This window comes from Burkholderia sp. Bp9004 (assembly GCF_003858025.1).
GTDB classification, from domain to species: domain Bacteria; phylum Pseudomonadota; class Gammaproteobacteria; order Burkholderiales; family Burkholderiaceae; genus Burkholderia; species Burkholderia diffusa.
Window position 1 is genome coordinate 86,827 of record NZ_QTQD01000005.1, and the last position, 19,096, is coordinate 105,922.

A 19,096-nucleotide genomic window follows, 5' to 3' on the forward strand; every position below is an offset into this window, starting at 1 on the left:
TCCGGTCAAGATGTCGCGTATGCAACGGTCGTTGCATCGTCGCGACATGCGCGGAGATGGCCGAACCGGACATGAGCAGATAAACCGCGACTTCGGCTGCTCCATCGAGGTGTTCGCGACGCGGTTCCCGAACGTGATCGACGCGTATCGCGCGTTCGACGTGCACGAGCCGGGCTGGATGAAGGTGAAACCGACGCCATGACGATGCGAACCGGAACGAGGAGGGCTGTGATGAACCAGATCGACGATCGCTACGACAACTGCATGGCCGCGTGCGACGCGTGTGCGCATGCGTGCGACGCATGTATCGCGGGGTGCCTGGCGGAACCGGAATCGCACACCCTGGCAGGCTGCATCGCGCTCGACATCGAGTGCGCGCAGCTGTGCCGCCTTGCATCGGGCGCGATGGCGCGCGGCAGCGCGCTCGCGCCTCAGATATGCGCGCTTTGCTCACATGCGTGCGAGCTGTGCGCGGCCGAATGCCTGCAGCACGCGCAGGACCACTGCCGCCGCTGCGCGCTGGCATGCGACACCTGCGCCGCGATGTGCCGCGCGATGACCTGAGCGATCAGCGCGCGTCGCGAACCTGGCGGGCGACGCGCTGCAGCAGCGCGTCGAGCACCGCCATCTCGACGGGCTTGACGAGGTGATCGTCGAAGCCCGCGCTCGCGGTGCGCGCGAAGTCGGCCGGGCTCCCATGGCCGGACAGCGCGACGCAGGTCATGCCGGCCAGTGCGTCGATCGCGCGCAGTTGGTGCAGCAGCGTGAATCCGTCGACGTCGGGCATCGACAGGTCGACGAGCATCAGGTGCGGAACGAGGTCGCCCGCGAGCGCCAGCGCGTCGTCCGCGTTGTACGCGACGCGCGGCGCGTGGCCCTTGACCTGCAGCAGCACGGCGAGCGTGTCGGCGGAGTCGCGGTTGTCGTCGACGATGAGGATGCGCAGCCGCGCACGGGCCGGTTGTTCGGTTGTGCGCGGTGCGGGCGCATCGCCCGACGTCGCGCGCGTGGCATGCTCGAGCGGCAGCCGCACCGTGAACGTCGCGCCATGGCCGGGGCCGCTGCTCTCAGCGGCGATCATCCCGCCGTGCAACTCGACGAACGACCGGCAGATCGCGAGGCCGAGCCCGAAGCCGTCCGACGGGCGCCGGCCCGGCACGGCTTCCTGTTCGAACAGGTCGAAGATCGATTCGAGCGAGCCAGGCGCGATGCCGACGCCGTGATCGGTTACGCGGATCGCGACGATCGGCCCTTCGGCGTGCGCGCCGACGTCGATGCGCCCGCCTTGCGGCGAGAATTTCGACGCGTTGTCGAGCAGGTTGTGCAGCACCTGCACGAGCCGCGTGGCGTCGCCGCGCACCACCAGCGGATCGGCCGGCAGATCGACGCGAATGTGCTGCCCGCGCGCGGCCAGCTTCGGCTGGATGCTTTCCACGCCGCGGCAGACGAGGTCGCGCACGGTCACCGGCGCGTCGTCGAGTTCGACCTTGCCGGCGGTGATGCGCCCGACGTCGAGCAGGTCGTCGACCAGTCGCGTCAAGTGTCCGACCTGACGGTGCACGGCGTCGCGGCATTGCGCGAGCTCGGGCGCCGGATCGGGCAGGCTCTGCAGCACGCCGACCGAATGGCGCAGCGGCGCGAGATGGTTGCGCAACTCGTGCGCGAGCATCGCGATGAACACGCTGAGCCGGTGCGTTGACACTTCGAGCTCGGCCAGCCGCTTGCGCTCGGTCATGTCGCGCGTGATCTTGATGAAGCCGGCGAGCTGGCCCGCATGGTCGCGCACCGCCGTGATCGTCACGCTTGCCCACAACAGCGACCCGTCCTTGCGCACGCGCCAGCCTTCGTCCTCGAAGTGGCCGTGCGCGACGGCTTCCCGGAGCCCGAATGCGGGCCGCCCGGCCGCGATCGCGTCGGGCGGATAGAAACGCGAGAAATGGTGGCCGACGATCTCGGCCGTGCGATAGCCCTTGATGCGCTCGGCGCCCGCGTTCCACGTCGCGACGTTGCCGTGCGCGTCGAGCATGAACACCGCGTAGTCGGTAATCGCACCGACGACGGTTTCGAAGCGAAACTCGGCGAAGCGGTGCCGCAGATCGCGCGCATCGTTGGGTCCGAGCGGCGGGGGCGGATTGGAAATGGCGTCGTCTGTCTTCATCGGAACGGCAAGTCGGATGCGGGCGGAGGAACGCCGCCCCGCCGCAGCCGGCCGGGCCGGCGGCGGCCATTCAAATCGGATTGACACCCCGAAAGCATAAGGGAGGTCAATTCACCTGATCAATGGGGACGCACGGCCTGTGCCGCGCGGCGCCCGTGGTGCGAAATCCTGCCGGTGGCGGCGGTGCGGCATGGCGATTGCATCTCTGTGCGGTCCGCCGCGGCGCTTTGCGGCTACACGAGGACATCGACATGAGCAGCACACTGAACCCCGACAACGAACCGGCCGGCCCGGACGACGACAACGCGCGGCGCGGCCGCGACGGCCGCGCCCTGGGGCCGAGCGATTCGTCCGACAGCGGCAGCGATACGGCGGGCGCGCGGCGCTATCCGTTCGACGTCGATTCGCCGCTCGACGAGCACGCGCTGGAGCGCGGAGACGCGGCCCTCGACAGCGATACGGACCGCGCGGGCACCGGCGAGCGCGCGTCCGCGGACGGCGATTCGGGGCTGGAGGAAGCCGCCGACATCGAGCCGGATCGCACGGACCGGCTGAGCGAGCCCGGCGGCATCAACGATCCGGACGCGCCGGGGGAACCCGGCACGGGCGGCGTATAGGGCCATAGCAGGACGACCGGCTGCGCAAAAACTGCAATCCCGTTGCAGATAGGGACGCCCGGCAAGAGACGTGCGGCGACGAGTGGCCGATCAGCGTCGCCCGTCGGCGGGCATCGGGCGCGAGGTGCGGGGATCACGGCGTCGACCGGAATATTGACGTCGGCGTGCCGTCCCTTCGCGCCGGCAGTGCACGTTCGACACGTGTCCGTACGGGCACGCGTGCGCGACGGCGATCGGTGTCGACGACGTGATGGAACGGGCGTGCGAACTGCTCGCCGAGGAGAGACGTCATGTCACGTAAGCGGTTGCGCGTGCTCACCTGGCACGTGCATGGCAACTATCTGTATTACCTGTCGCAGGCGCCGCACGATTTCCATATCGTGACGAAGCCGCAGCATCCGCCCGGCTACGCGGGGCGGGCCGGGCACCTGCCATGGGGCGACAACGTGCACGAGGTGAGCGTCGAGTGCGTGCGCGACACCGAGTTCGACTGCGTGCTGTACCAGCATCACAATCACTATGCGCACGACCGGTTGCGGCTCCTGAGCGACGCGCAGCGTGCGTTGCCGGCGCTGTTCGTCGAACACGATCCGCCGCGCGAACATCCGACCGACACACTGCACCCGGTTCAGGATCCGAACGTGTTGCTGGTGCACGTCACGCCATTCAACGCGCTGATGTGGGACAACGGCGTCACGCCGACGCGCGTGATCGAGCATGGCGTGCGGATTCCCGACGGCGTGGAGTATCGGGGCACGCTGCCGAAGGGCGTGACGGTCGTGAACAACATCGCGCGGCGCGGGCGGTGTCTCGGTGCTGACCTGTTCGAGGTCGTGCGTCACAGCGTGCCGCTCGATCTGGTGGGCATTGGGTCGAACGAGCTCGGCGGCATCGGCGAGGTGCCGAACCCGGCGCTGCCGCAGTTCCTGTCGCACTACCGCTTCTTCTTCAATCCGATCCGCTACGCGAGCCTCGAGCTCGCGGTGATCGAGGCGATGACGATCGGGCTGCCGATCGTTGCGCTCGCAACGACGGAGATGGCACAGCTCGTGAAGAGTGGCTGCAACGGGGTCGCCGATACGCGACCTGCCGTATTGATCGACGCGATGCGCATGTTGATCCGCGATCCGGACCTCGCGCGCGAGTGGGGCGCGGCGGCGAAGCGCGATGCGTGCGAGCGATTCGGGATCGAGCGGTTCGTGCGTGAATGGGATAGCGCGTTGCGCGACGTCGCGTCGTGAGCGGTTCAGCCGCCGAGGCGGCGCGCTTACGGGCTCGTTGCGCTCGGTGGCGCGCCCGCGCTCGCGGCGCCGCCGGCGCCACTTGCACCACTTGCATCATTCGCGCCTGACGCCGGTGCTGGCGCGCCGCTCGCGGCATTGCGCTCGTGTTCGGGCAATAGCGCGAGGCGGTTGTACAGCGTCTTCAGGCTGATGCCGAGCGCCTTCGCGGTGCGCGGCTTGTCGCCGTTGAAATGACGCAGCGACGCGACGATGAAGCGCTGCTGCGTATGCGCGAGCGTCGTGCCGATATGCAGCGTCATCGCATTGTGTCGGACTTCCTCTCGCGGCTGTTGCCGACGCGGCAACTGCAGTTCGATCTGTTCGTCCGCGAGGATGAACGCACGCTCCAGCGCGTTGCGCAGCTCGCGCACGTTGCCGGGCCACGTATACGCGCGCAGCGCCTTCATCGCCTGCATCGACAGGCGCTTGCGCGTGCGGTGCCGCGCGTTCAGCCGTTCGACGATCTGCAGCGCGATGTCGCCGACGTCGTCCTCGCGCTGCCGCAGCGCGGGCACGTGCAGCGCGATCGTCGCGATCCGGTAGAAGAGATCCTCGCGTAGCCGACCGCTGCGCACGGCCTCCACGGGATCGTGACGAGTGGCCGCGACGATCCGCACATCGAGCGGAACCGCTTCGTGACCGCCGACGCGCATGATCGTGTTCGACTCGAGCGTGCGAAGCAATTTCACCTGCAATTCCGCCGGCATTTCCGCGATTTCGTCGAGAAAGAGCGTCCCGCCGCGCGCGGCTTCGAACATGCCCACATGTTGTGCGACGGCGCCGGTGAAGCTGCCTTTCTCATGTCCGAACAAATGGGATTCCGCGATGTCTTTCGGAATTGCACCGCAATTGACGGGCACGAACGGGCCGCGCCGGCGCGGGCTCATGTCGTGGATGAGCCGCGCGACGATGTCCTTGCCGGCGCCGCTCTCGCCGACCACCAGCACGCTGACGCGTGTGCTTGCGATGCGCGAAACTTTCAGCAGCAAGTTCTGAATCGTTCGCGAGCGGCCGAACAGTCGCGTGCCGTCATCGTCGGATTTCGACATGAGTGATATCGCGTTGGGAAGTATTGACCGAAACCGTCGAAGACTGGATGAAAAAATGACCGACGCGCGTCGTTTTTTCATGTGGAGATCATACCTTTTATGCCGAAATCGGCGGATTGAATCTGGCAATGCCACCGCCGCCGGCGGATAGATTTATTCGATGAGTGCCGATTGCGCGACGTGCTTCTTCTATACTGCTAAGCACTCGATTGTCATGGCAGGACAGCTAGTCTGCTCATTCGTGTGCAGTGCGGACGTGCATGCCAAGTACCGGCGTCATGCCCCGCATTGCATGCCAGCCGCGGTTTCGGCCGATGCTTGGCGCCGGGGCCGCATCACAAGGAGCTTCGATGCCTTATGTCCTGATCGTCGAAGACGATGCCGATACGCGCATGATGCTCGCGACGCTCGCCCAGGCGCAGCAACTCGCCTGCGACACGGCCGCGACGCTCGAAGAAGCGCGCACGCTCGTTTCGACGCATACCCCCGATCTCGTGTTGTGCGACCTCGTGCTGCCGGACGGCAACGGGATGGATCTGTTCGACGCATTGCCCAAGCACGCGCATTGCGAAATGGTGCTGACCACCGGTCACGCAAGTCTCGAAACCGCGATCGACGCGTTGCGGCGCGGCGCGACCGACTATCTGGTGAAACCGCTCAACATGCAGCGGCTGAACAGCATCTTCGCGCGCGTGCCGCGCACCACCGCGCTGCACGAGGAAATCGCCGAATTGCGCTCCGAGCTGAAGCGTCTCGGCCGCTTCGGCCGGATGCTCGGCAGTTCGCCCGCGATGCAGGCCGTCTACGATGCGATCGGCCGCGTCGCGCGCACCGAAGCATCGGTGCTGCTCACCGGCGAGTCGGGCACGGGCAAGGAGCTCGCCGCGCAGACGGTTCACGATTTGAGCCTGCGCCGCCGCGGCCCGTTCCTCGCGGTGAACTGCGGCGCGATCGCGGCGAACCTCGTCGAGAGCGAGATGTTCGGCCACGACCGCGGCAGCTTCACCGGCGCCGAGCGGCAGCACAAGGGCTTCTTCGAACGCGCGGACGGCGGCACGCTGTTCCTCGACGAAATCACCGAGATGCCGGTCGAATCGCAGGTCAAGCTGCTGCGCGTGCTGGAAACCGGGCGGCTCACGCGGCTCGGCTCGACACGCGAGATCGACGTCGACGTGCGCATCGTCGCGGCCACCAACCGCGATCCGGAAGCCGCGATGGCGGACGGCAAGCTGCGGCCCGACCTGTTTCACCGGATCAACGTGTTTCCGATCCCGCTGCCGTCGCTCAGAGAGCGCGGCGAGGACATCCCGATGCTCGCCGACGCGTTCCTGCAGCGCTACAACGAGGAAAGCGGCCGCAACCTGCGCTTCGCGCCGGCCGCGCGCGAAGCATTGAAGACCTACGCGTGGCCCGGCAACGTGCGCGAGCTGCGCAACTTCGTGCAGCGCGCGAGCATCTTCACCGACGCGGACGTGATCGACACGCTGCCGCCGCCGATCATGGAAGAACTGTCGAACATGGTCGACTCGGACGAGGAGCGCGTGACGGTACCGTTCGGCACGCCGCTCGAGGAAGTCGACCGCAAGCTGATCCTCGGCACGATCGCGCAATGCGGCGGCGTGAAGGCGCAGGCGGCGGAGGTGCTCGACGTCAGCCTGAAGACGATCTACAACCGGCTCGCGCAACTGGAAGACGAAGTGGAGAAACCGGATTCCTGATAGCGTGCCGGACATGCTCATGCGCGCGCACCCGCACGGCGACGCGTTTCTTCGTCGAGGCGGCGGCGCATGCGCTCGACATGCGGCGGCAACGTGCGCCGCTCGCCCAGGATCCACGGCAGGCTCGCGAACGCGGGCGCGATGCCGCGTTCGAGCCATTGGCGTGGAAACATGCGGACCATATGCGCGCGGCATCGGCGCGGTAGGGCGTGGTCCGGTCGAGCGCATCCTGCGGGCACTCCGCGATCAACCAGTCTGCGCGGCGCGCGAGCGTGTCCTCGATCGCGAAGCGTTCGTCGGGGAAACCGTCGGTCACACCCTGATGCAGCCGGCGTACGTGGTCGAGCGCATGGAACGTCATGACGAGCGGAATCCCGAGATGCTTCTTCACGCGTAGCGCGGCCTCGCCCGACGCGAAGCAGTTCGCGTGCATCACGTCGACCGGGGCGGGCTCCTGCCGCATGCGCGCCGTCATGTAGTCCGCAAGCGTGCCCATATAAGGCAGCAGCCGTTCCTTCGGGATATCGGCGGGCGGCCCGACCGGCACGTGGATCACGCGCATGCGCGGACCGATCCGCGCGACTTCCAGCAGGTGCGGATTGCCGCATCGCGTGCAGACGTCGACGTCGAGGCCGCGCTCGGCGCTTCGTGACGTTCGCGACGTAGATGTTCTGCCCGCCCGCATCCACGCTGCCGATCACCCCCAGCGGCGACGCATGTTCACCGATCAACGCGATTCCTTGCATGGTGCTGCTCCCGAGATCGGGGCCACGCCGGCCAGCCCCGTTGCGCCCTCCTTCGGCAATCACCATACCCGCCACTTTGCTGGGCGCATGCCCCGCCCCCGTGCCGAAAAAATTACAACGCGTTGGATGAAAGGGCGTCCGGTCAGCGCGTCGCGCGTGCGCGCCGCGTATTGTGCGCGGCACGCGATTTGCGCCACCCGGATGTCCCGCCGGCCATGCCGGCATCACCCGACAGGAGGTCACGATGAAGGTATTCCCGTTGCAAGCCCGCGCTCCGCGATTCCGCCGTCGTGCCGCGAAGCGTCTCGGCATGGCGGTCGCGATCGCCGCGGCCACTGCCTGTATCGCCGTCGCGCCGAACGTGTTCGCCGCAGGCGACGACGGCACGGCATCGTCATCCATGTCGTCGTCGACGCATTCGAGCACCGGCACGAAGATCCGCGACGCGACCATCACGACCAAGGCGAAAGCCGAGCTGGTCGGCACAAGCGGCCTGTCGGCCGGCGACATTCATGTGAAGACGCGCCACGGCATCGTGATGCTGACCGGCAGCGTGCCGGATGAACAGCAGCGCACGCAGGCCGTCAGCGTCGTCAAGCAGATCGACGGCGTGCAGGACGTGCGCAACCAGTTGACCATCCGCCCGAAATAACTTCGGCCTCGTAGAAGGAGTCCAGTGATGAACTGCATGCTCAAACCGGTCGGCGAGCAGACGATCGTGATCACGGGCGCCACGAGCGGCATCGGCCTCGTCACCGCGCGCAAGGCGGCACGGCGCGGGGCGAAGCTGGTGCTGTTCGCGCGCAACGAGGCCGCGCTGAACACGCTGTGCGAGGAAATCCGTCAGCACGGCGGCCTTGCGGTGCCGGTCGCCGGCGACGTCGGCATTCTCGAGGACCTGCAACGCGCGGCCGCGAAAGCGGTCGATACCTATGGCGGCTTCGATACGTGGGTCAACAACGCAGGCGTGTCGATCTTCGGCACGGCGGCGGCCGTGCCGCTCGAGGATCAGCGCCGGCTGTTCGACACCAACTACTGGGGCGTCGTGCACGGCTCGCTCGTCGCGTCGGACCATTTCCGGCGCAAGAGCGATTTCCACGGCGGCGCGATCATCAACATGGGCAGCGAGGCGTCCGATGCGCCGGTGCCGCTGCAAAGCGCGTATGCGGCGTCGAAGCACGCGGTGAAGGGCTTCACCGATTCGCTGCGCCTCGAGATCGAGTCGGATCACTTGCCCGTGTCCGTCACGCTCATCAAACCGGCCGCGATCGACACGATGTTCGTGATGCACGCGAAGAACTACATGAACGTCGAGGCGAAGCTGCCGCCGCCGATTTACGACCCGGACCTCGTCGCCGACGCGATCCTGTTCGCCGCCGCGCACCCGCGCCGCGCGCTGTTCGTCGGCGGCGCCGCGAAGCTGACGTCGGCCAGTGCCTATCACGCGCCGCGCCTGTTCGATCGCGTCGCGGCCACGCTGTTCTCGCGCGGCCAGCGCACGGTGCGACCGGCACGCCCGCGCGACGACAACGCGCTGTACGAGTCCCGCCATGCGCTGCACGAGCGCGAAGGAATGGAAGGGCCCGTGCTGCGCGGCTGTGCGTACAACGCGGTGGTGCAGCAGCCGAAGGTCGCGGGTGCGGTCGCGCTCGGCGCCGCGGCGCTCGTGGTTGCAGCGCTGGCACGTGCGCGGCGTGCCTCGACGTAACCGCGTTCCTTTCAGTATCCCGGTTTCTCATTCGAAGGAGGTTTCCATGTCATCCCGACAACATACGGGCCACGAATACAGCCACGCTCGCGCGCACGAAGGCGAGCGCACGCAGCAGGACCACGACAAGGGCGGCCACCAGACGGGGCACGGCAAGGCGCCGGGCCCGGTCGACGTGCAGAAAGCGCTGAAGGGGATGGACTATCCGGCGAGCAAGTCGGAAGTCGTCCAGTGCGCGGAGCGCTCGCACGCCGACCCGCGCGTAATCGACATGCTCAGGCAGATACCCGATCGCGAATATGGCACGCCGGCATCGGTATCGAAGGAGCTCGGGCGGCTGATGTGAGCGCCGCCACGTCGCGTCGCGCACGCCGTCGCGTGTGCGGCAGCATACGGTCACGAGGAGCATGAACATGGCGATGATCGTCGCAGGACGCTTCACGACGTTCCATGAAGCGGAAGGTGGCGCGCGCCACCTTTACGAGCGCGCGTTCGGCCCGGACGACGTGTCGATCTTCTTCCTGAACCCGGGCGGCCAGCACGCGCGCTTTCCGATCGGCGGCGACGTATATGCCGATACGGCCGCGAAGCCGGGTGGCCGCGGCGCGATGGTCGGCGCGCTGCGCGGGCTGCTGATCGGCGCGATCGTCGGGCTGATCGTCTATGCGCTCGGCGTGCACTACTGGTTCGTGCCGGCCGCCGGCGCGCTCGCCGGTGCGTATCTCGGCGCATTCGGCGGCGCGCTCGGGCGGATGCGCGGCGAGCAGGCCGAAGGCAAAGGCACGCTTGCGCATACCGAAACCGGCGTGATTCTGGCCGCACGCGTGACGGCGACGAACGCAGCCGCCGCGGAAGACGTGCTGCGTGCGACCGGCGCGCAATCGATCGAGCGCGTCGAAGGCGACTGGCACGACGGCGAGTGGCGCGACTTCGATCCGGTGCGCCGGCCGGACGGCACCACGCAGGGCCGCCCGCGCTGAACGAGTCGTTTTCGCCTGCGCCTGCAGCGCGGCGTGCCGCCGCGCGGGCCGGTGCGCGGTACACGGCACGCCGCTTGCGATGCATTCGCGACACCCGTTCAAGGAGGAACCCATGACCATCGCCAGGACACCGCCGCCCCAGACGCAGACGCAACAGCCGGGCCGCGAGCGGGAGATGCATCCGAAGCCGCGCGACGAAGCGGCCGATTACGTCGGCAGCGGCAAGCTGGCCGGCAAGGTCGCGCTCGTGACGGGCGGCGACAGCGGGATCGGCCGCGCGGTCGCGATCGGTTTCGCGAAGGAGGGCGCGGATGTCGCGATCGTGTACCTGAACGAATCGGACGATGCCGCGCACACGAAGCGCCTGATCGAGCAGGCGGGCCGGCGTTGCGAGGCGATCGCATGCGACGTCGGCGACCGCCGGCAGGCACGCGCCGCCGTCGCGCTCACGGTCGAGCGGTTGGGACGCCTCGACGTGCTGGTCAACAACGCGGGCGAACAGCATCCGCAGCAGGGCATCGAGGACGTGACCGAGGAACAGCTCGAAGGCACGTTCCGCACGAACCTGTACGGAATGGTGTTCTGCACGCAGGCCGCGCTGCCGCACATGAAGGCGGGCGGGCGCATCGTCAATACCGCGTCGGTGACCGCGTATCACGGCAGCTCGAAGCTGCCCGACTACTCGGCGACCAAGGGCGCGATCGTCGCGTTCACGCGCTCGCTGTCGATCGAGCTGGCCGAGCGCGACATTCGCGTGAATGCCGTCGCACCCGGCCCGATCTGGACGCCGCTGATTCCGTCGACCTTCACCGCCGAACAGGTATCGAAGTTCGGCGCGAACGTGCCGCTCAAGCGGCCGGGGCAGCCGGACGAGCTGATCGGCTGCTACGTGCTGCTCGCGTCCGAAGGCGCGAGTTACATGACGGGACAGACCTTGCATCCGAACGGCGGCTCGATCGTCGGCGGGTGACGATTCTGCCCACACAAGGAGAAAGCGCATGAAACAGCCCAACTGGACGATCGCGGCGCTCGCCGCGGGCGTACTCGCCGTGTCGGGATTCGCGCATGCACAGATGCCGAGCGAGCCGCCCGCATCGAATTCGCACGTGCCGGGCGGCGTGATCAACCCGACGTCGGGTGCCGGCGCGGGCGATCCGGGCATCGCGAAAGCACCGCAGGGCGTCGATGCGGAATTCGTCGACAAGGCCGCGCTGGCCGGCAAGGCCGAGGTGCAGGCGAGCCAGCTCGCGCTGGAGCAGGCGCAGTCCGCGGACGTGCGCGCGTTCGCGAAGAGGATGGTGGCCGACCATGGCAAGGCCGCTATGAAGCTCAATGAGATTGCCGCGCGCAAGGGCATGAAACCGCAGGTCGAGCAGATCACGGATCCGGACGTCGAGGCATTGCGCGGCAAGCGCGGGCACGACTTCGACACCGCCTATGTTGCCGCGGTCGGCCCGGACGCGCACAAAAAGGCGGTTGCGCTGTTCGAGGAAGAGGCGCGCGACGGCAAGGACGCGCAACTGCGTGCGTTCGCGACATCCACGCTGCCGACGCTCAGGCATCACCTCAGCATGGCGGAGGCGCTCCAGCGCAAGGTGGGCGCGCAGTAACGCGCGTCCGTTTCAACCCCAGGGCCGCGTGGGCGGCCCGTTCTTTCGGAGAAGCAGTCATGGCCCAACGACAATCGAAGCATGCAGGCATCCTCGAACTGCTCTGCCAGGCATACGAGACCGAGCTTGGCGGCGCGAAGATCTACGAGGCCGCGCTCCAGTGCGCGACCGACGAGGACCTGCACAAGGAATGGGAGAAGTACCACCGCGAAACGATGCATCACCAGGACGTGCTGCGCAAGGTATTCGAAACACTCGGCCTCGACCCGGATACGAAGTCGCCGGGCCGCGCCGCCGTGGAGGCGACCGGCAAGTCGCTCGTCCAGGTGATCGAGCAGGCGAGGAAGCAGGCCGAGCCGGCGGTCGCGCAGGTCGTCGCGGCCGAATGCGTGGTGCTGGCCGAAACCAAGGATCACCTGAACTGGGAACTGATCGGCTATGCGGCCGACCAGTTGCGCGACGGCGACGCGGCGAAGGCGCTGAAGGCTGCACACGATGAAGTCGAGGCCGACGAGGATCATCACCTGTATCACACTCGCGGCTGGGCGCGCGAGATGTGGATCGAATCGATGGGCTTCAAGGCGGTGCTCCCGCCGCCGGAGGAAGTGAAGAAGGTCGAGTCGGCGGCCGATGCGGCGCGTGCCGAAAAGTCGCGCGGCAAGATGATGTAACCATGCCGATCGGGCAACCGGGCCATGCTGCTTGCGCGGCCGCCCGGCTGTCCGATATCGTTGCTCTGCCGTCCCGGTCCTCCCCGGTTGAACGGTTGCTGACGCAACCACATCGTTCCGATCAGGTCAGCATGTCCACGGCCATCACGATCACCGATCCCGCCATCATCAGGACCGCCAGCCACCCGAACATGTTCTATGCGATGCCGCTGCCGGGCTGGCCGGCCGCATCGCGTCGCTGCGACAGCCGTCGGTACCACGGCTGACCGGTGGATGCGGCGGTCGTGGTTTCCCGCGCCGCGTCGTTGCCGCGCGGGCCGCTCATTCGGCGTCCCCCGCTGCGCCGAGCGCGACAATCACCCGCGGGCGGATCGCATCGAGTTCGCGTTCGAGCCAGTAGCGGCACGCGGCGACCTCTCGCTGCGCGGGCGTCTTGTGCAGCCGACGCTTGCCGCGCGGCTCCCATTTGAAGTGCTTGACCGCGTTGGTCAGATAGACGGACGTGCGCTCGATCCCGGCTTCGTCGAGCGCGCGGTCGAGCATGCGGCCCGCCGCGCCGACGAACGGGATGCCCCTCCGGTCTTCCTGATCGCCCGGCTGCTCGCCGACCAGCATGATGCGCGCGTCAGCAGGCCCCGCACCGGGCACTGGCTGCGTCGCATGTTCCCACAGCCCGCAGCGGCGGCAGGCGTCGAGCGTGGCTGGTGCATCGTCGGCGTCGACGAGCGAGAGCGCCGAGCGCTTTGCGGACGCTTCGCGCATCATGCGGTGCTTCCTGCACCCGTCGGCGCCGGGCTCGCGTCGGCGTGCGCACGACGGCGCGCTCGCCGGTGGGCGGCCAGCGGATCGAAAGCCTGTCCGGGTCGGAATATCGGTAGTGCGCGCATTGACGGTTCCCATATCGACGCTGTGCACTTCGTACAGCAACCGGCGTGCCGCATGCAGTTGAAACGCGTGTGCAGTTGGCGCTGAGGGCAGCATCCGGTTACTGGAGAGCGCCGCGATACAATTCGACCCCGACGACGATGCGGGCGCCGGCGACGTGCTGCCGTGATGCGCGGCCGTGCCGCTCACGCCGCACCTGTCCGGAAACGGCGAGTGGCCGCGGACGATCAGGCGTGGCCGATCGGGCGCCTTACACGGCACATGTAAAACGGCATCGGGCGTCGGCGTGCCGAGCGCATTCGCCCGCCGCATGCGATACGGCGGCGCGGCTGGCGCGTCGCAGCCGGGCATTTCCCGGCTGGGTGTGCATGTCCGAATCGTGCAAAATACCCGGCATCAGAGATGCGGAGACCAGGCCCGTGGGAATCAACTTCGATTTGACCGACTTGCAGGCGTTTCGCGCGGTGGTGGAGCTGGGAAGCTTCCGGAAGGCCGCCGAGGCGATCAGCATTTCGCAGCCCGCGTTGAGTCGCCGGATCGACAAGCTGGAGGAAGCGCTCGGCGTGCGTCTGTTCGAGCGCACGACGCGAAGCGTCACGCTCACGACGGTCGGCCGCGTGTTCGCGCCGAGCGCCGAGCAACTGCTGGACGATCTCGACGTCGCGCTGCTCGGCATCCGCGACGTCTCGTCGAGCCGCCTCGGGCACGTGACCATCGCGTGCGTGCCGTCGGTGGCCTACTACTTTCTGCCGAACGTGATCGCCAGCTACCATCGCCGCTTTCCGCGCATCAGGGTCAAGCTGCTGGATGCGAGCGCGAACGAGGTGCTGAGTGCCGTCATCAGCGGCGAGGCCGACTTCGGTGTGAGCTTCATGGGCAGCCAGGAGTCCGAGGTCGAGTTCAAGCTGCTGCTGCAGGAGCGATTCGTTGCCGCGTGCCGGCGCGATCATCCGCTCGCGCGCAAGAAGCGCGTGACCTGGAACGAGCTTTACGAGTACGAGTATGTGTCCGTGGACAAGACATCCGGCAATCGCTTGTTGCTCGATCAGGCATTGACGAGCGTCGCGCCGCGTGCGCCGAGCGTGTGCGAGACGCGCCACGTGACGACCATGCTCGGGCTGGTCGAGGCGGGGCTCGGCGTTGCCGCGGTGCCGTCGATGGCGATGCCCGGACACGACCATCCGCTGCTCACGAGCGTGCCCCTCGTCGAACCGGCGGTCAAGCGCCGGGTGGGCATCGTGAAACGGCGTGGACGCCCGCTGACGCCGGCCGCGGAGGAGTTTCACCGGGCGATCGTCGACGCCAGACGCGGCAGTGCGCCACACAGCGATGCATCGAAGTGATGCATGCGACGAATACGACCGGAACATCGAGGAAGACCACACCGTGAGGCTGGGAAGACCGCTGCATTCGCTCTACGTGCAGGTTCTGCTGGCGATGGCGCTCGGCGTGAGCGTCGGCCACTTCTGGCCGTCGGCAGGCGCGTCGCTCAAGCCGCTCAGCGACGCATTCGTCGGTCTCGTGCGGATGATGATCGCGCCGATCGTGTTCTGCACGATCGTCTCCGGCATCACGTCGCTGACGAACGGGAAGGCTATCGGGCGCACGATCGTCCGCGCGCTGGTGCTGTTCTACCTGCTGACCGCCGCCGCGCTCGCATTCGGGCTCGTCACCGCGTTCGTGCTGCGGCCCGGCGCCGGCATGCACGTCGACGTGCGCCATCTCGACGCGAGCGTTCTGGCGCAATACGCGCAGCATGCGCAACCGCGCGGACTCATCGCGTTCGCGCTGAGCGTGATCCCGGATACGATGCTCGGCGCGTTCCAGCAGGGCGAGGTGCTGCCCGTGCTGCTGCTGTCGCTGCTGTTCGGTTTTTCGCTGAACGCGTATCCGCAGGCCGGGCGGCCCGTGCTGGCGCTGATCGACGGCGTCGCGCAGATCGTCTTTCGCGTGCTCGCGATGATCATGCGGCTCGCCCCGCTCGGCGCATTCGGCGCAATGGCCTTCACGGTGGGCCGCTTCGGCATCGGTTCGGTCGGCTCGCTCGCACGGTTGATGGTGTCGTTCTACGTGGCCTGCGGGCTGTTCGTCGTGCTGGTGCTCGCGCCGCTCGCGCGGTTGCACGGTTTCGCGTTGTGGCGGCTGTTGCGCTACATCCGCGAGGAGTTGCTGATCGTCCTCGCGACGTCGTCCACGGAACCGGTATTGCCGCGGCTGATCGTCAAGCTGGAGTCGCTCGGTTGCGACAAGGGCGTCGTGGGGCTCGTGCTGCCGGCCGGCTACTCGTTCAACCTGGACGGCACCGCAATCTATCTGACGCTCGCGGCATTGTTCATCGCCCAGGCGTGTGATGTGACGCTTTCCGCGCCGCAGATCGCGGCGATGCTGGCCATCATGCTGCTGACGTCGAAGGGCGCGGCCGGCGTGTCCGGCAGCGGGCTCGTCGCGCTCGTCGCGACGCTCGCCGTGATGCCCGACCTGCCGGTTGCCGGCGTCGCGCTTCTGGTCGGCATCGATCGCTTCATGTCCGAGGCGCGTGCACTGACGAGCGTGATCAGCAACGCGTGCGCGGTGATCTTCGTTTCGATGCGGGAAGGGGCGTGCGATCGTGCGCGGCTCGCGCGGATGCTGAATGCGACCGAACCGGCTGACCCGAATGGCGCGGATGAATCCGATGCCGGCACCGGGCCCGACGGGAAGGCGGTCTGACGCGCACCTTCCCGTGGTTGGTGCTCAATGCGCGGAAACGGAATCCAGTCCGGTCGAGTTCACTTCCGCCTGCACGTCGGGCGACGCGAGATAGTCGAGAAGTGCCTTCGCTTCCTGCGGGTGGTGCGCGCCGACGGGGATGCCGGCCGCGAAGCGCGTGACGGACTGCAGCGACTCGGGAATCTTCCCGACGAAGGTCGCGCCCTTCACGGGCAGCAGTTCGCTCACCTGCTGAAAGCCGATCTCGTAGTCGCCGTTCGCGACCACGGATGCGACCGGGATTCGCGGGACCATGGTCGCCTTCGATTTCACCTGGTCCTCGATGCCGAGCTTCTTGAACAACTCCCGCTCGATGTAGACGCCGCTCGCGCTGTCCGAGTAGGCGATCGACTTCGCATGCAGCAGAACCTGCTTGAGGCCTTCGGCCGTGCTGATGTCGGGTTTCGCCACGCCGTCGCGCACGACCATGCCGATGCGCGAATCGGCCAGCTCGACGCGCGATCCGGCGATCACCTTGCCTTGCCGGATCAGATCGTCGAGCGCATAGCCAACCATGATCACGGCGTCGGCCGGCTCGCCGCGCGCGAGCCGGTTCGGAATCGCTTCAGGCGATTTGCCCATCGACGGGCCGAGCGCGGTATCGAGTGTGTTGCCCGTGTGGGACGCGAACCGCGGGCCGAGCAGTTTGTAGGCGGCGGTGAAGCCGCCCGAGCTCATCACGTGCAGGTCGGCGGCCTGCACGTTCGCGGTGACCGCCGAGGTGGCGACGAGCGCTGTGGCGCAGAGTTTCAGGAGCAGGTTTTTCATGGTCGTGGTCTTGGCCGTATGGAGTCGGGACAGGTCGTTCGGCATGAGGAGGCTTCAGTGCGCCGGCGTCAGCGTGACCGTCCGCCGGCGATACAGGGCGAACGTCGCGAGCAGCGCGCACACCGCGGCGAGGCTCATCCAGTAACCGGGGGCGGCCTTGTCGCCGGTCATGTGAATGAGTGCCGTCGAGATGGCCGGCGTAAAGCCGCCGAACACGGCCGTTGCGAGGCTGTAGGCGAGCGAGAAGCCTGCCACGCGCACCTCGACGGGCATCACTTCCGTCAGTGCGACGACCATCGCACCGTTGTAGATCCCGTACATGAACGACAGCCACAGCAGCACGAGCAGCATGTTGACGAACGATGGCGCATGCGCGAGCAGGGACAGCGCGGGATAGGCCGTCGCAATCGCGAGCAGCGTCATGCCGACGAGCAGCGGCCGGCGGCCGATGCGATCGGACAGGGCGCCGCCGATCGGCAGCCACACGAAGTTCGACACGCCGACGCACAGCGTCACGAGCAGGCTGTCGGCCGTGCTCAGGTGCAGGACCGTCTTGCCGAAGGTCGGCGCGTAGACGGTGATGAGATAGAAGCTCGTGGTGGTCATGGCGACCAGCATCATGCCGGCGACCACGACGCCCCAGTTGCGCGCCAGCGTACCGAACACTTCCTTCATGCCCGGACGATGCTTGCGGGCCTTGAACGCCTGCGTTTCCTCGAGGTTGCGGCGCAGCATGAAAATGAACGGCACGATCATGCAGCCGACGAAGAACGGCACGCGCCAGCCCCACGCGGCGATGGCCGACGTGCTCAGCCATTGATTGAGCGCGAAGCCGAGGGCTGCCGCGACGACGATCGCGACCTGCTGGCTGGCAGACTGCCAGCTCGTGTAGAAGCCCTTGCGGCCAGGCGTCGCCATCTCGGCGAGATAGACCGACACGCCGCCGAGCTCGGCGCCTGCCGAAAAACCCTGCAGCAAGCGCCCGACCAGCACGAGCGCGGGCGCGAGCAGGCCGATCGTCGCGTAGCCCGGCACGAACGCGATCAGGATCGTGCCGCTTGCCATGATGGCCAGCGTCACGATCAGGCCCTTGCGGCGGCCGACGTCGTCGATGTACGCACCCAGCACGATCGCGCCCAGCGGCCGCATCAGGAAGCCCGCGCCGAAGACGGCGAAGGTCATCATCAGCGACGCGAACTCGCTCGCGGCGGGAAAGAACACGGCGGAGATCTGGGTGGCGTAGAAGCCGAACAGGAAGAAGTCGAACTGCTCGAGGAAGTTGCCGGCCGTCACGCGGAATACCGCGGCGGCCTTCGAACGTCCGGTCGGAAGGCTGGGCGAGGGGTGCATCAGGGTGTCTCCAGAGAATACGGGAAATGCGCGGGGAGCGATCGATTGTCGTTTCGGTAATCTTCACCCGAAGACGAGAAAACGATAAGTGCGATTTTCGGAAGGATTGATGTCGTTTGGTTATCAATCGGGCAGCGCGCTTCCCCAGTCGCGCACGGCCGGCGACCGACGACGCCGGCCTCAAAGGATCGGCACGCCTCGTGGATCCGTCAAAAAGCCCCCAAAAAAGCCCCGCATTCGCGGGGCTGTCGCCTGAACCACCGGCAAATCACGAACGGTCAATGCCGCCCGCGCGTGCGCGGATCATTCAGTTCCTCGGTCGGATCGGTGAGCCCGAGCTCGTCGCCCGCGCTCCAGTACGGCGTGCTGCCATAGAACTCGTGCAGCGGCGTGGCCCATTGCGGGTCCGCCATCGCCGGCCAGTGATCCTTGTCGAAGCCCGGCGCGTTGCGGATCCGCTCGGACGACACCGACAGCAGGAAACACTTGCGTTCGGTATCGAGCGTGAGTGCGCTCCATGGAATCGCGAGCAGCTTGTCGCCGATGCCGAGCAGGCCGCCGCTCGACAGCACGGCGTACGCGACGCGGCCCGAGCGCACGTCGAGCATGATGTCCTTGATCTTGCCGACGTCGTCGCCATCGGTCGTGTAGACCTTGTCGCCTTCGAGCGTGTCGGCCGCCATCACGTCGGGGCCTGGGCCGGCCGCCGTCGCGGCGCCCTTGCCGATGATGCGCGTCTGTCCTCGATCGGAAGTCTGCATGGTTGTCCTCCTGGTTGCGTGGAGCGCGGCCGTGCCCGGGATGG

Annotated in this window: 20 protein-coding genes and 3 pseudogenes; 16 read left to right on the forward strand and 7 right to left on the reverse strand. The window is 67.4% G+C overall.

What is annotated here, in order from left to right; all coding sequences use genetic code 11:
- The first annotated feature begins 19 nt into the window (after positions 1–19).
- Positions 20–202: a hypothetical protein gene (locus DIE08_RS08035; protein WP_124901557.1), complete on the forward strand. Its 183-nt coding sequence runs from the start codon at positions 20–22 to the stop codon at positions 200–202.
- Between the two features lie 29 nt (positions 203–231).
- Positions 232–564 carry a four-helix bundle copper-binding protein gene (locus DIE08_RS08040; protein ID WP_124901558.1) on the forward strand — a complete coding sequence of 111 codons (333 nt, stop codon included), beginning with the start codon at positions 232–234 and terminating at the stop codon, positions 562–564.
- A gap of 4 nt (positions 565–568) precedes the next feature.
- On the opposite strand, the gene DIE08_RS08045 is transcribed toward DIE08_RS08040, so the two are convergent.
- Entirely contained in the window at positions 569–2,158 is a 1,590-nt protein-coding gene (locus DIE08_RS08045; protein WP_124901559.1) for an ATP-binding protein, read from the reverse strand.
- Positions 2,159–2,409: 251 nt separating this feature from the next.
- On the opposite strand from DIE08_RS08045, the gene DIE08_RS08050 reads away from it, so the two are divergent.
- The 3 genes and pseudogenes from DIE08_RS08050 to DIE08_RS08060 all read left to right on the forward strand — a co-directional run bounded on the left by DIE08_RS08050 (position 2,410) and on the right by DIE08_RS08060 (position 4,016).
- Complete coding sequence (locus DIE08_RS08050) at positions 2,410–2,775, forward strand: chemotaxis protein (RefSeq protein ID WP_124901560.1); 366 nt, start codon at positions 2,410–2,412, stop codon at positions 2,773–2,775.
- A 172-nt stretch (positions 2,776–2,947) separates the two neighbouring features.
- Positions 2,948–3,076: pseudogene (locus DIE08_RS36095) on the forward strand (LPS biosynthesis glycosyltransferase); the annotation flags it as partial.
- Positions 3,066–4,016 carry a glycosyltransferase gene (locus DIE08_RS08060; protein ID WP_124901561.1) on the forward strand — a complete coding sequence of 317 codons (951 nt, stop codon included), beginning with the start codon at positions 3,066–3,068 and terminating at the stop codon, positions 4,014–4,016. The pseudogene DIE08_RS36095 and the gene DIE08_RS08060, both read left to right, overlap by 11 nt.
- A gap of 26 nt (positions 4,017–4,042) precedes the next feature.
- On the opposite strand, the gene DIE08_RS08065 is transcribed toward DIE08_RS08060, so the two are convergent.
- Entirely contained in the window at positions 4,043–5,107 is a 1,065-nt protein-coding gene (locus tag DIE08_RS08065; RefSeq protein ID WP_124901562.1) for a sigma-54-dependent Fis family transcriptional regulator, read from the reverse strand.
- 350 nt (positions 5,108–5,457) lie between these two features.
- Between DIE08_RS08065 and DIE08_RS08070 the strand changes: the two genes are divergently transcribed.
- Complete coding sequence (locus DIE08_RS08070) at positions 5,458–6,825, forward strand: sigma-54 dependent transcriptional regulator (protein ID WP_124625462.1); 1,368 nt, start codon at positions 5,458–5,460, stop codon at positions 6,823–6,825.
- 181 nt (positions 6,826–7,006) lie between these two features.
- On the opposite strand, the pseudogene DIE08_RS08080 reads toward DIE08_RS08070, so the two are convergent.
- Positions 7,007–7,571 (reverse strand): annotated as a pseudogene (locus DIE08_RS08080) (glycosyltransferase); the annotation flags it as partial.
- Positions 7,572–7,815: 244 nt separating this feature from the next.
- Here DIE08_RS08080 and DIE08_RS08085 point away from each other — a divergent pair.
- The 8 genes from DIE08_RS08085 (at position 7,816) to DIE08_RS35565 (ending at position 12,806) form a co-directional block, all read left to right on the forward strand.
- The gene (locus tag DIE08_RS08085; protein WP_124901563.1) at positions 7,816–8,223 is read left to right on the forward strand and encodes a BON domain-containing protein; all 408 of its coding nucleotides are present in this window, start codon (positions 7,816–7,818) and stop codon (positions 8,221–8,223) included.
- Positions 8,224–8,250: 27 nt separating this feature from the next.
- Positions 8,251–9,279 carry an SDR family oxidoreductase gene (locus DIE08_RS08090; RefSeq protein WP_124901564.1) on the forward strand — a complete coding sequence of 343 codons (1,029 nt, stop codon included), beginning with the start codon at positions 8,251–8,253 and terminating at the stop codon, positions 9,277–9,279.
- Between the two features lie 46 nt (positions 9,280–9,325).
- Entirely contained in the window at positions 9,326–9,625 is a 300-nt protein-coding gene (locus DIE08_RS08095) for a DUF2795 domain-containing protein (protein WP_059605954.1), read from the forward strand.
- A 67-nt stretch (positions 9,626–9,692) separates the two neighbouring features.
- On the forward strand, positions 9,693–10,259 hold the full coding sequence (locus DIE08_RS08100; protein WP_059605957.1) for a hypothetical protein: 567 nt from the start codon (positions 9,693–9,695) through the stop codon (positions 10,257–10,259).
- A 112-nt stretch (positions 10,260–10,371) separates the two neighbouring features.
- Complete coding sequence (locus tag DIE08_RS08105) at positions 10,372–11,229, forward strand: SDR family oxidoreductase (RefSeq protein ID WP_124901565.1); 858 nt, start codon at positions 10,372–10,374, stop codon at positions 11,227–11,229.
- 28 nt (positions 11,230–11,257) lie between these two features.
- Positions 11,258–11,869, forward strand: a complete 612-nt coding sequence (locus DIE08_RS08110) for a DUF4142 domain-containing protein (protein ID WP_124901566.1) — start codon at positions 11,258–11,260, stop codon at positions 11,867–11,869.
- 59 nt (positions 11,870–11,928) lie between these two features.
- On the forward strand, positions 11,929–12,540 hold the full coding sequence (locus DIE08_RS08115) for a hypothetical protein (RefSeq protein ID WP_124901567.1): 612 nt from the start codon (positions 11,929–11,931) through the stop codon (positions 12,538–12,540).
- A gap of 2 nt (positions 12,541–12,542) precedes the next feature.
- Positions 12,543–12,806 carry a hypothetical protein gene (locus DIE08_RS35565; protein ID WP_185715836.1) on the forward strand — a complete coding sequence of 88 codons (264 nt, stop codon included), beginning with the start codon at positions 12,543–12,545 and terminating at the stop codon, positions 12,804–12,806.
- 73 nt (positions 12,807–12,879) lie between these two features.
- On the opposite strand, the pseudogene DIE08_RS08125 reads toward DIE08_RS35565, so the two are convergent.
- Positions 12,880–13,305 (reverse strand): annotated as a pseudogene (locus tag DIE08_RS08125) (UdgX family uracil-DNA binding protein); the annotation flags it as partial.
- 539 nt (positions 13,306–13,844) lie between these two features.
- Between DIE08_RS08125 and DIE08_RS08130 the strand changes: the two are divergent.
- A complete protein-coding gene (locus DIE08_RS08130) occupies positions 13,845–14,768 on the forward strand; it encodes a LysR family transcriptional regulator (RefSeq protein ID WP_059605973.1) in 924 nt (307 codons plus the stop codon).
- Between the two features lie 43 nt (positions 14,769–14,811).
- Entirely contained in the window at positions 14,812–16,134 is a 1,323-nt protein-coding gene (gene dctA / locus DIE08_RS08135) for a C4-dicarboxylate transporter DctA (RefSeq protein ID WP_124901568.1), read from the forward strand.
- A gap of 24 nt (positions 16,135–16,158) precedes the next feature.
- On the opposite strand, the gene DIE08_RS08140 is transcribed toward dctA, so the two are convergent.
- The 3 genes from DIE08_RS08140 to DIE08_RS08150 all read right to left on the reverse strand — a co-directional run bounded on the left by DIE08_RS08140 (position 16,159) and on the right by DIE08_RS08150 (position 19,052).
- Positions 16,159–16,941, reverse strand: a complete 783-nt coding sequence (locus tag DIE08_RS08140) for a substrate-binding domain-containing protein (RefSeq protein WP_124901569.1) — start codon at positions 16,939–16,941, stop codon at positions 16,159–16,161.
- A gap of 54 nt (positions 16,942–16,995) precedes the next feature.
- A complete protein-coding gene (locus DIE08_RS08145; protein WP_124901570.1) occupies positions 16,996–18,291 on the reverse strand; it encodes an MFS transporter in 1,296 nt (431 codons plus the stop codon).
- Between the two features lie 278 nt (positions 18,292–18,569).
- Positions 18,570–19,052 (reverse strand): PRC-barrel domain-containing protein, encoded by a 483-nt coding sequence (locus DIE08_RS08150; RefSeq protein ID WP_124625445.1) that lies wholly within the window; start codon positions 19,050–19,052, stop codon positions 18,570–18,572.
- Positions 19,053–19,096 lie beyond the last annotated feature (44 nt).

What these genes read in the sequence shown, in the direction of transcription:
- DIE08_RS08105 (WP_124901565.1), top strand. Translation starts at nt 10,372, where the DNA reads ATGACCATCGCCAGGACACCGCCGCCCCAGACGCAGACGCAACAGCCG.
- DIE08_RS08065 (WP_124901562.1), bottom strand. Translation starts at nt 5,107, where the DNA reads ATGTCGAAATCCGACGATGACGGCACGCGACTGTTCGGCCGCTCGCGA.
- DIE08_RS08145 (WP_124901570.1), bottom strand. Translation starts at nt 18,291, where the DNA reads ATGCACCCCTCGCCCAGCCTTCCGACCGGACGTTCGAAGGCCGCCGCG.
- DIE08_RS08140 (WP_124901569.1), bottom strand. Translation starts at nt 16,941, where the DNA reads ATGAAAAACCTGCTCCTGAAACTCTGCGCCACAGCGCTCGTCGCCACC.
- DIE08_RS08085 (WP_124901563.1), top strand. Translation starts at nt 7,816, where the DNA reads ATGAAGGTATTCCCGTTGCAAGCCCGCGCTCCGCGATTCCGCCGTCGT.
- DIE08_RS08090 (WP_124901564.1), top strand. Translation starts at nt 8,251, where the DNA reads ATGAACTGCATGCTCAAACCGGTCGGCGAGCAGACGATCGTGATCACG.
- DIE08_RS08110 (WP_124901566.1), top strand. Translation starts at nt 11,258, where the DNA reads ATGAAACAGCCCAACTGGACGATCGCGGCGCTCGCCGCGGGCGTACTC.
- DIE08_RS08060 (WP_124901561.1), top strand. Translation starts at nt 3,066, where the DNA reads ATGTCACGTAAGCGGTTGCGCGTGCTCACCTGGCACGTGCATGGCAAC.
- DIE08_RS08150 (WP_124625445.1), bottom strand. Translation starts at nt 19,052, where the DNA reads ATGCAGACTTCCGATCGAGGACAGACGCGCATCATCGGCAAGGGCGCC.
- DIE08_RS08045 (WP_124901559.1), bottom strand. Translation starts at nt 2,158, where the DNA reads ATGAAGACAGACGACGCCATTTCCAATCCGCCCCCGCCGCTCGGACCC.
- DIE08_RS08095 (WP_059605954.1), top strand. Translation starts at nt 9,326, where the DNA reads ATGTCATCCCGACAACATACGGGCCACGAATACAGCCACGCTCGCGCG.
- DIE08_RS08050 (WP_124901560.1), top strand. Translation starts at nt 2,410, where the DNA reads ATGAGCAGCACACTGAACCCCGACAACGAACCGGCCGGCCCGGACGAC.
- DIE08_RS08040 (WP_124901558.1), top strand. Translation starts at nt 232, where the DNA reads ATGAACCAGATCGACGATCGCTACGACAACTGCATGGCCGCGTGCGAC.
- DIE08_RS35565 (WP_185715836.1), top strand. Translation starts at nt 12,543, where the DNA reads ATGCCGATCGGGCAACCGGGCCATGCTGCTTGCGCGGCCGCCCGGCTG.
- DIE08_RS08035 (WP_124901557.1), top strand. Translation starts at nt 20, where the DNA reads ATGCAACGGTCGTTGCATCGTCGCGACATGCGCGGAGATGGCCGAACC.
- DIE08_RS08070 (WP_124625462.1), top strand. Translation starts at nt 5,458, where the DNA reads ATGCCTTATGTCCTGATCGTCGAAGACGATGCCGATACGCGCATGATG.
- DIE08_RS08115 (WP_124901567.1), top strand. Translation starts at nt 11,929, where the DNA reads ATGGCCCAACGACAATCGAAGCATGCAGGCATCCTCGAACTGCTCTGC.
- DIE08_RS08100 (WP_059605957.1), top strand. Translation starts at nt 9,693, where the DNA reads ATGGCGATGATCGTCGCAGGACGCTTCACGACGTTCCATGAAGCGGAA.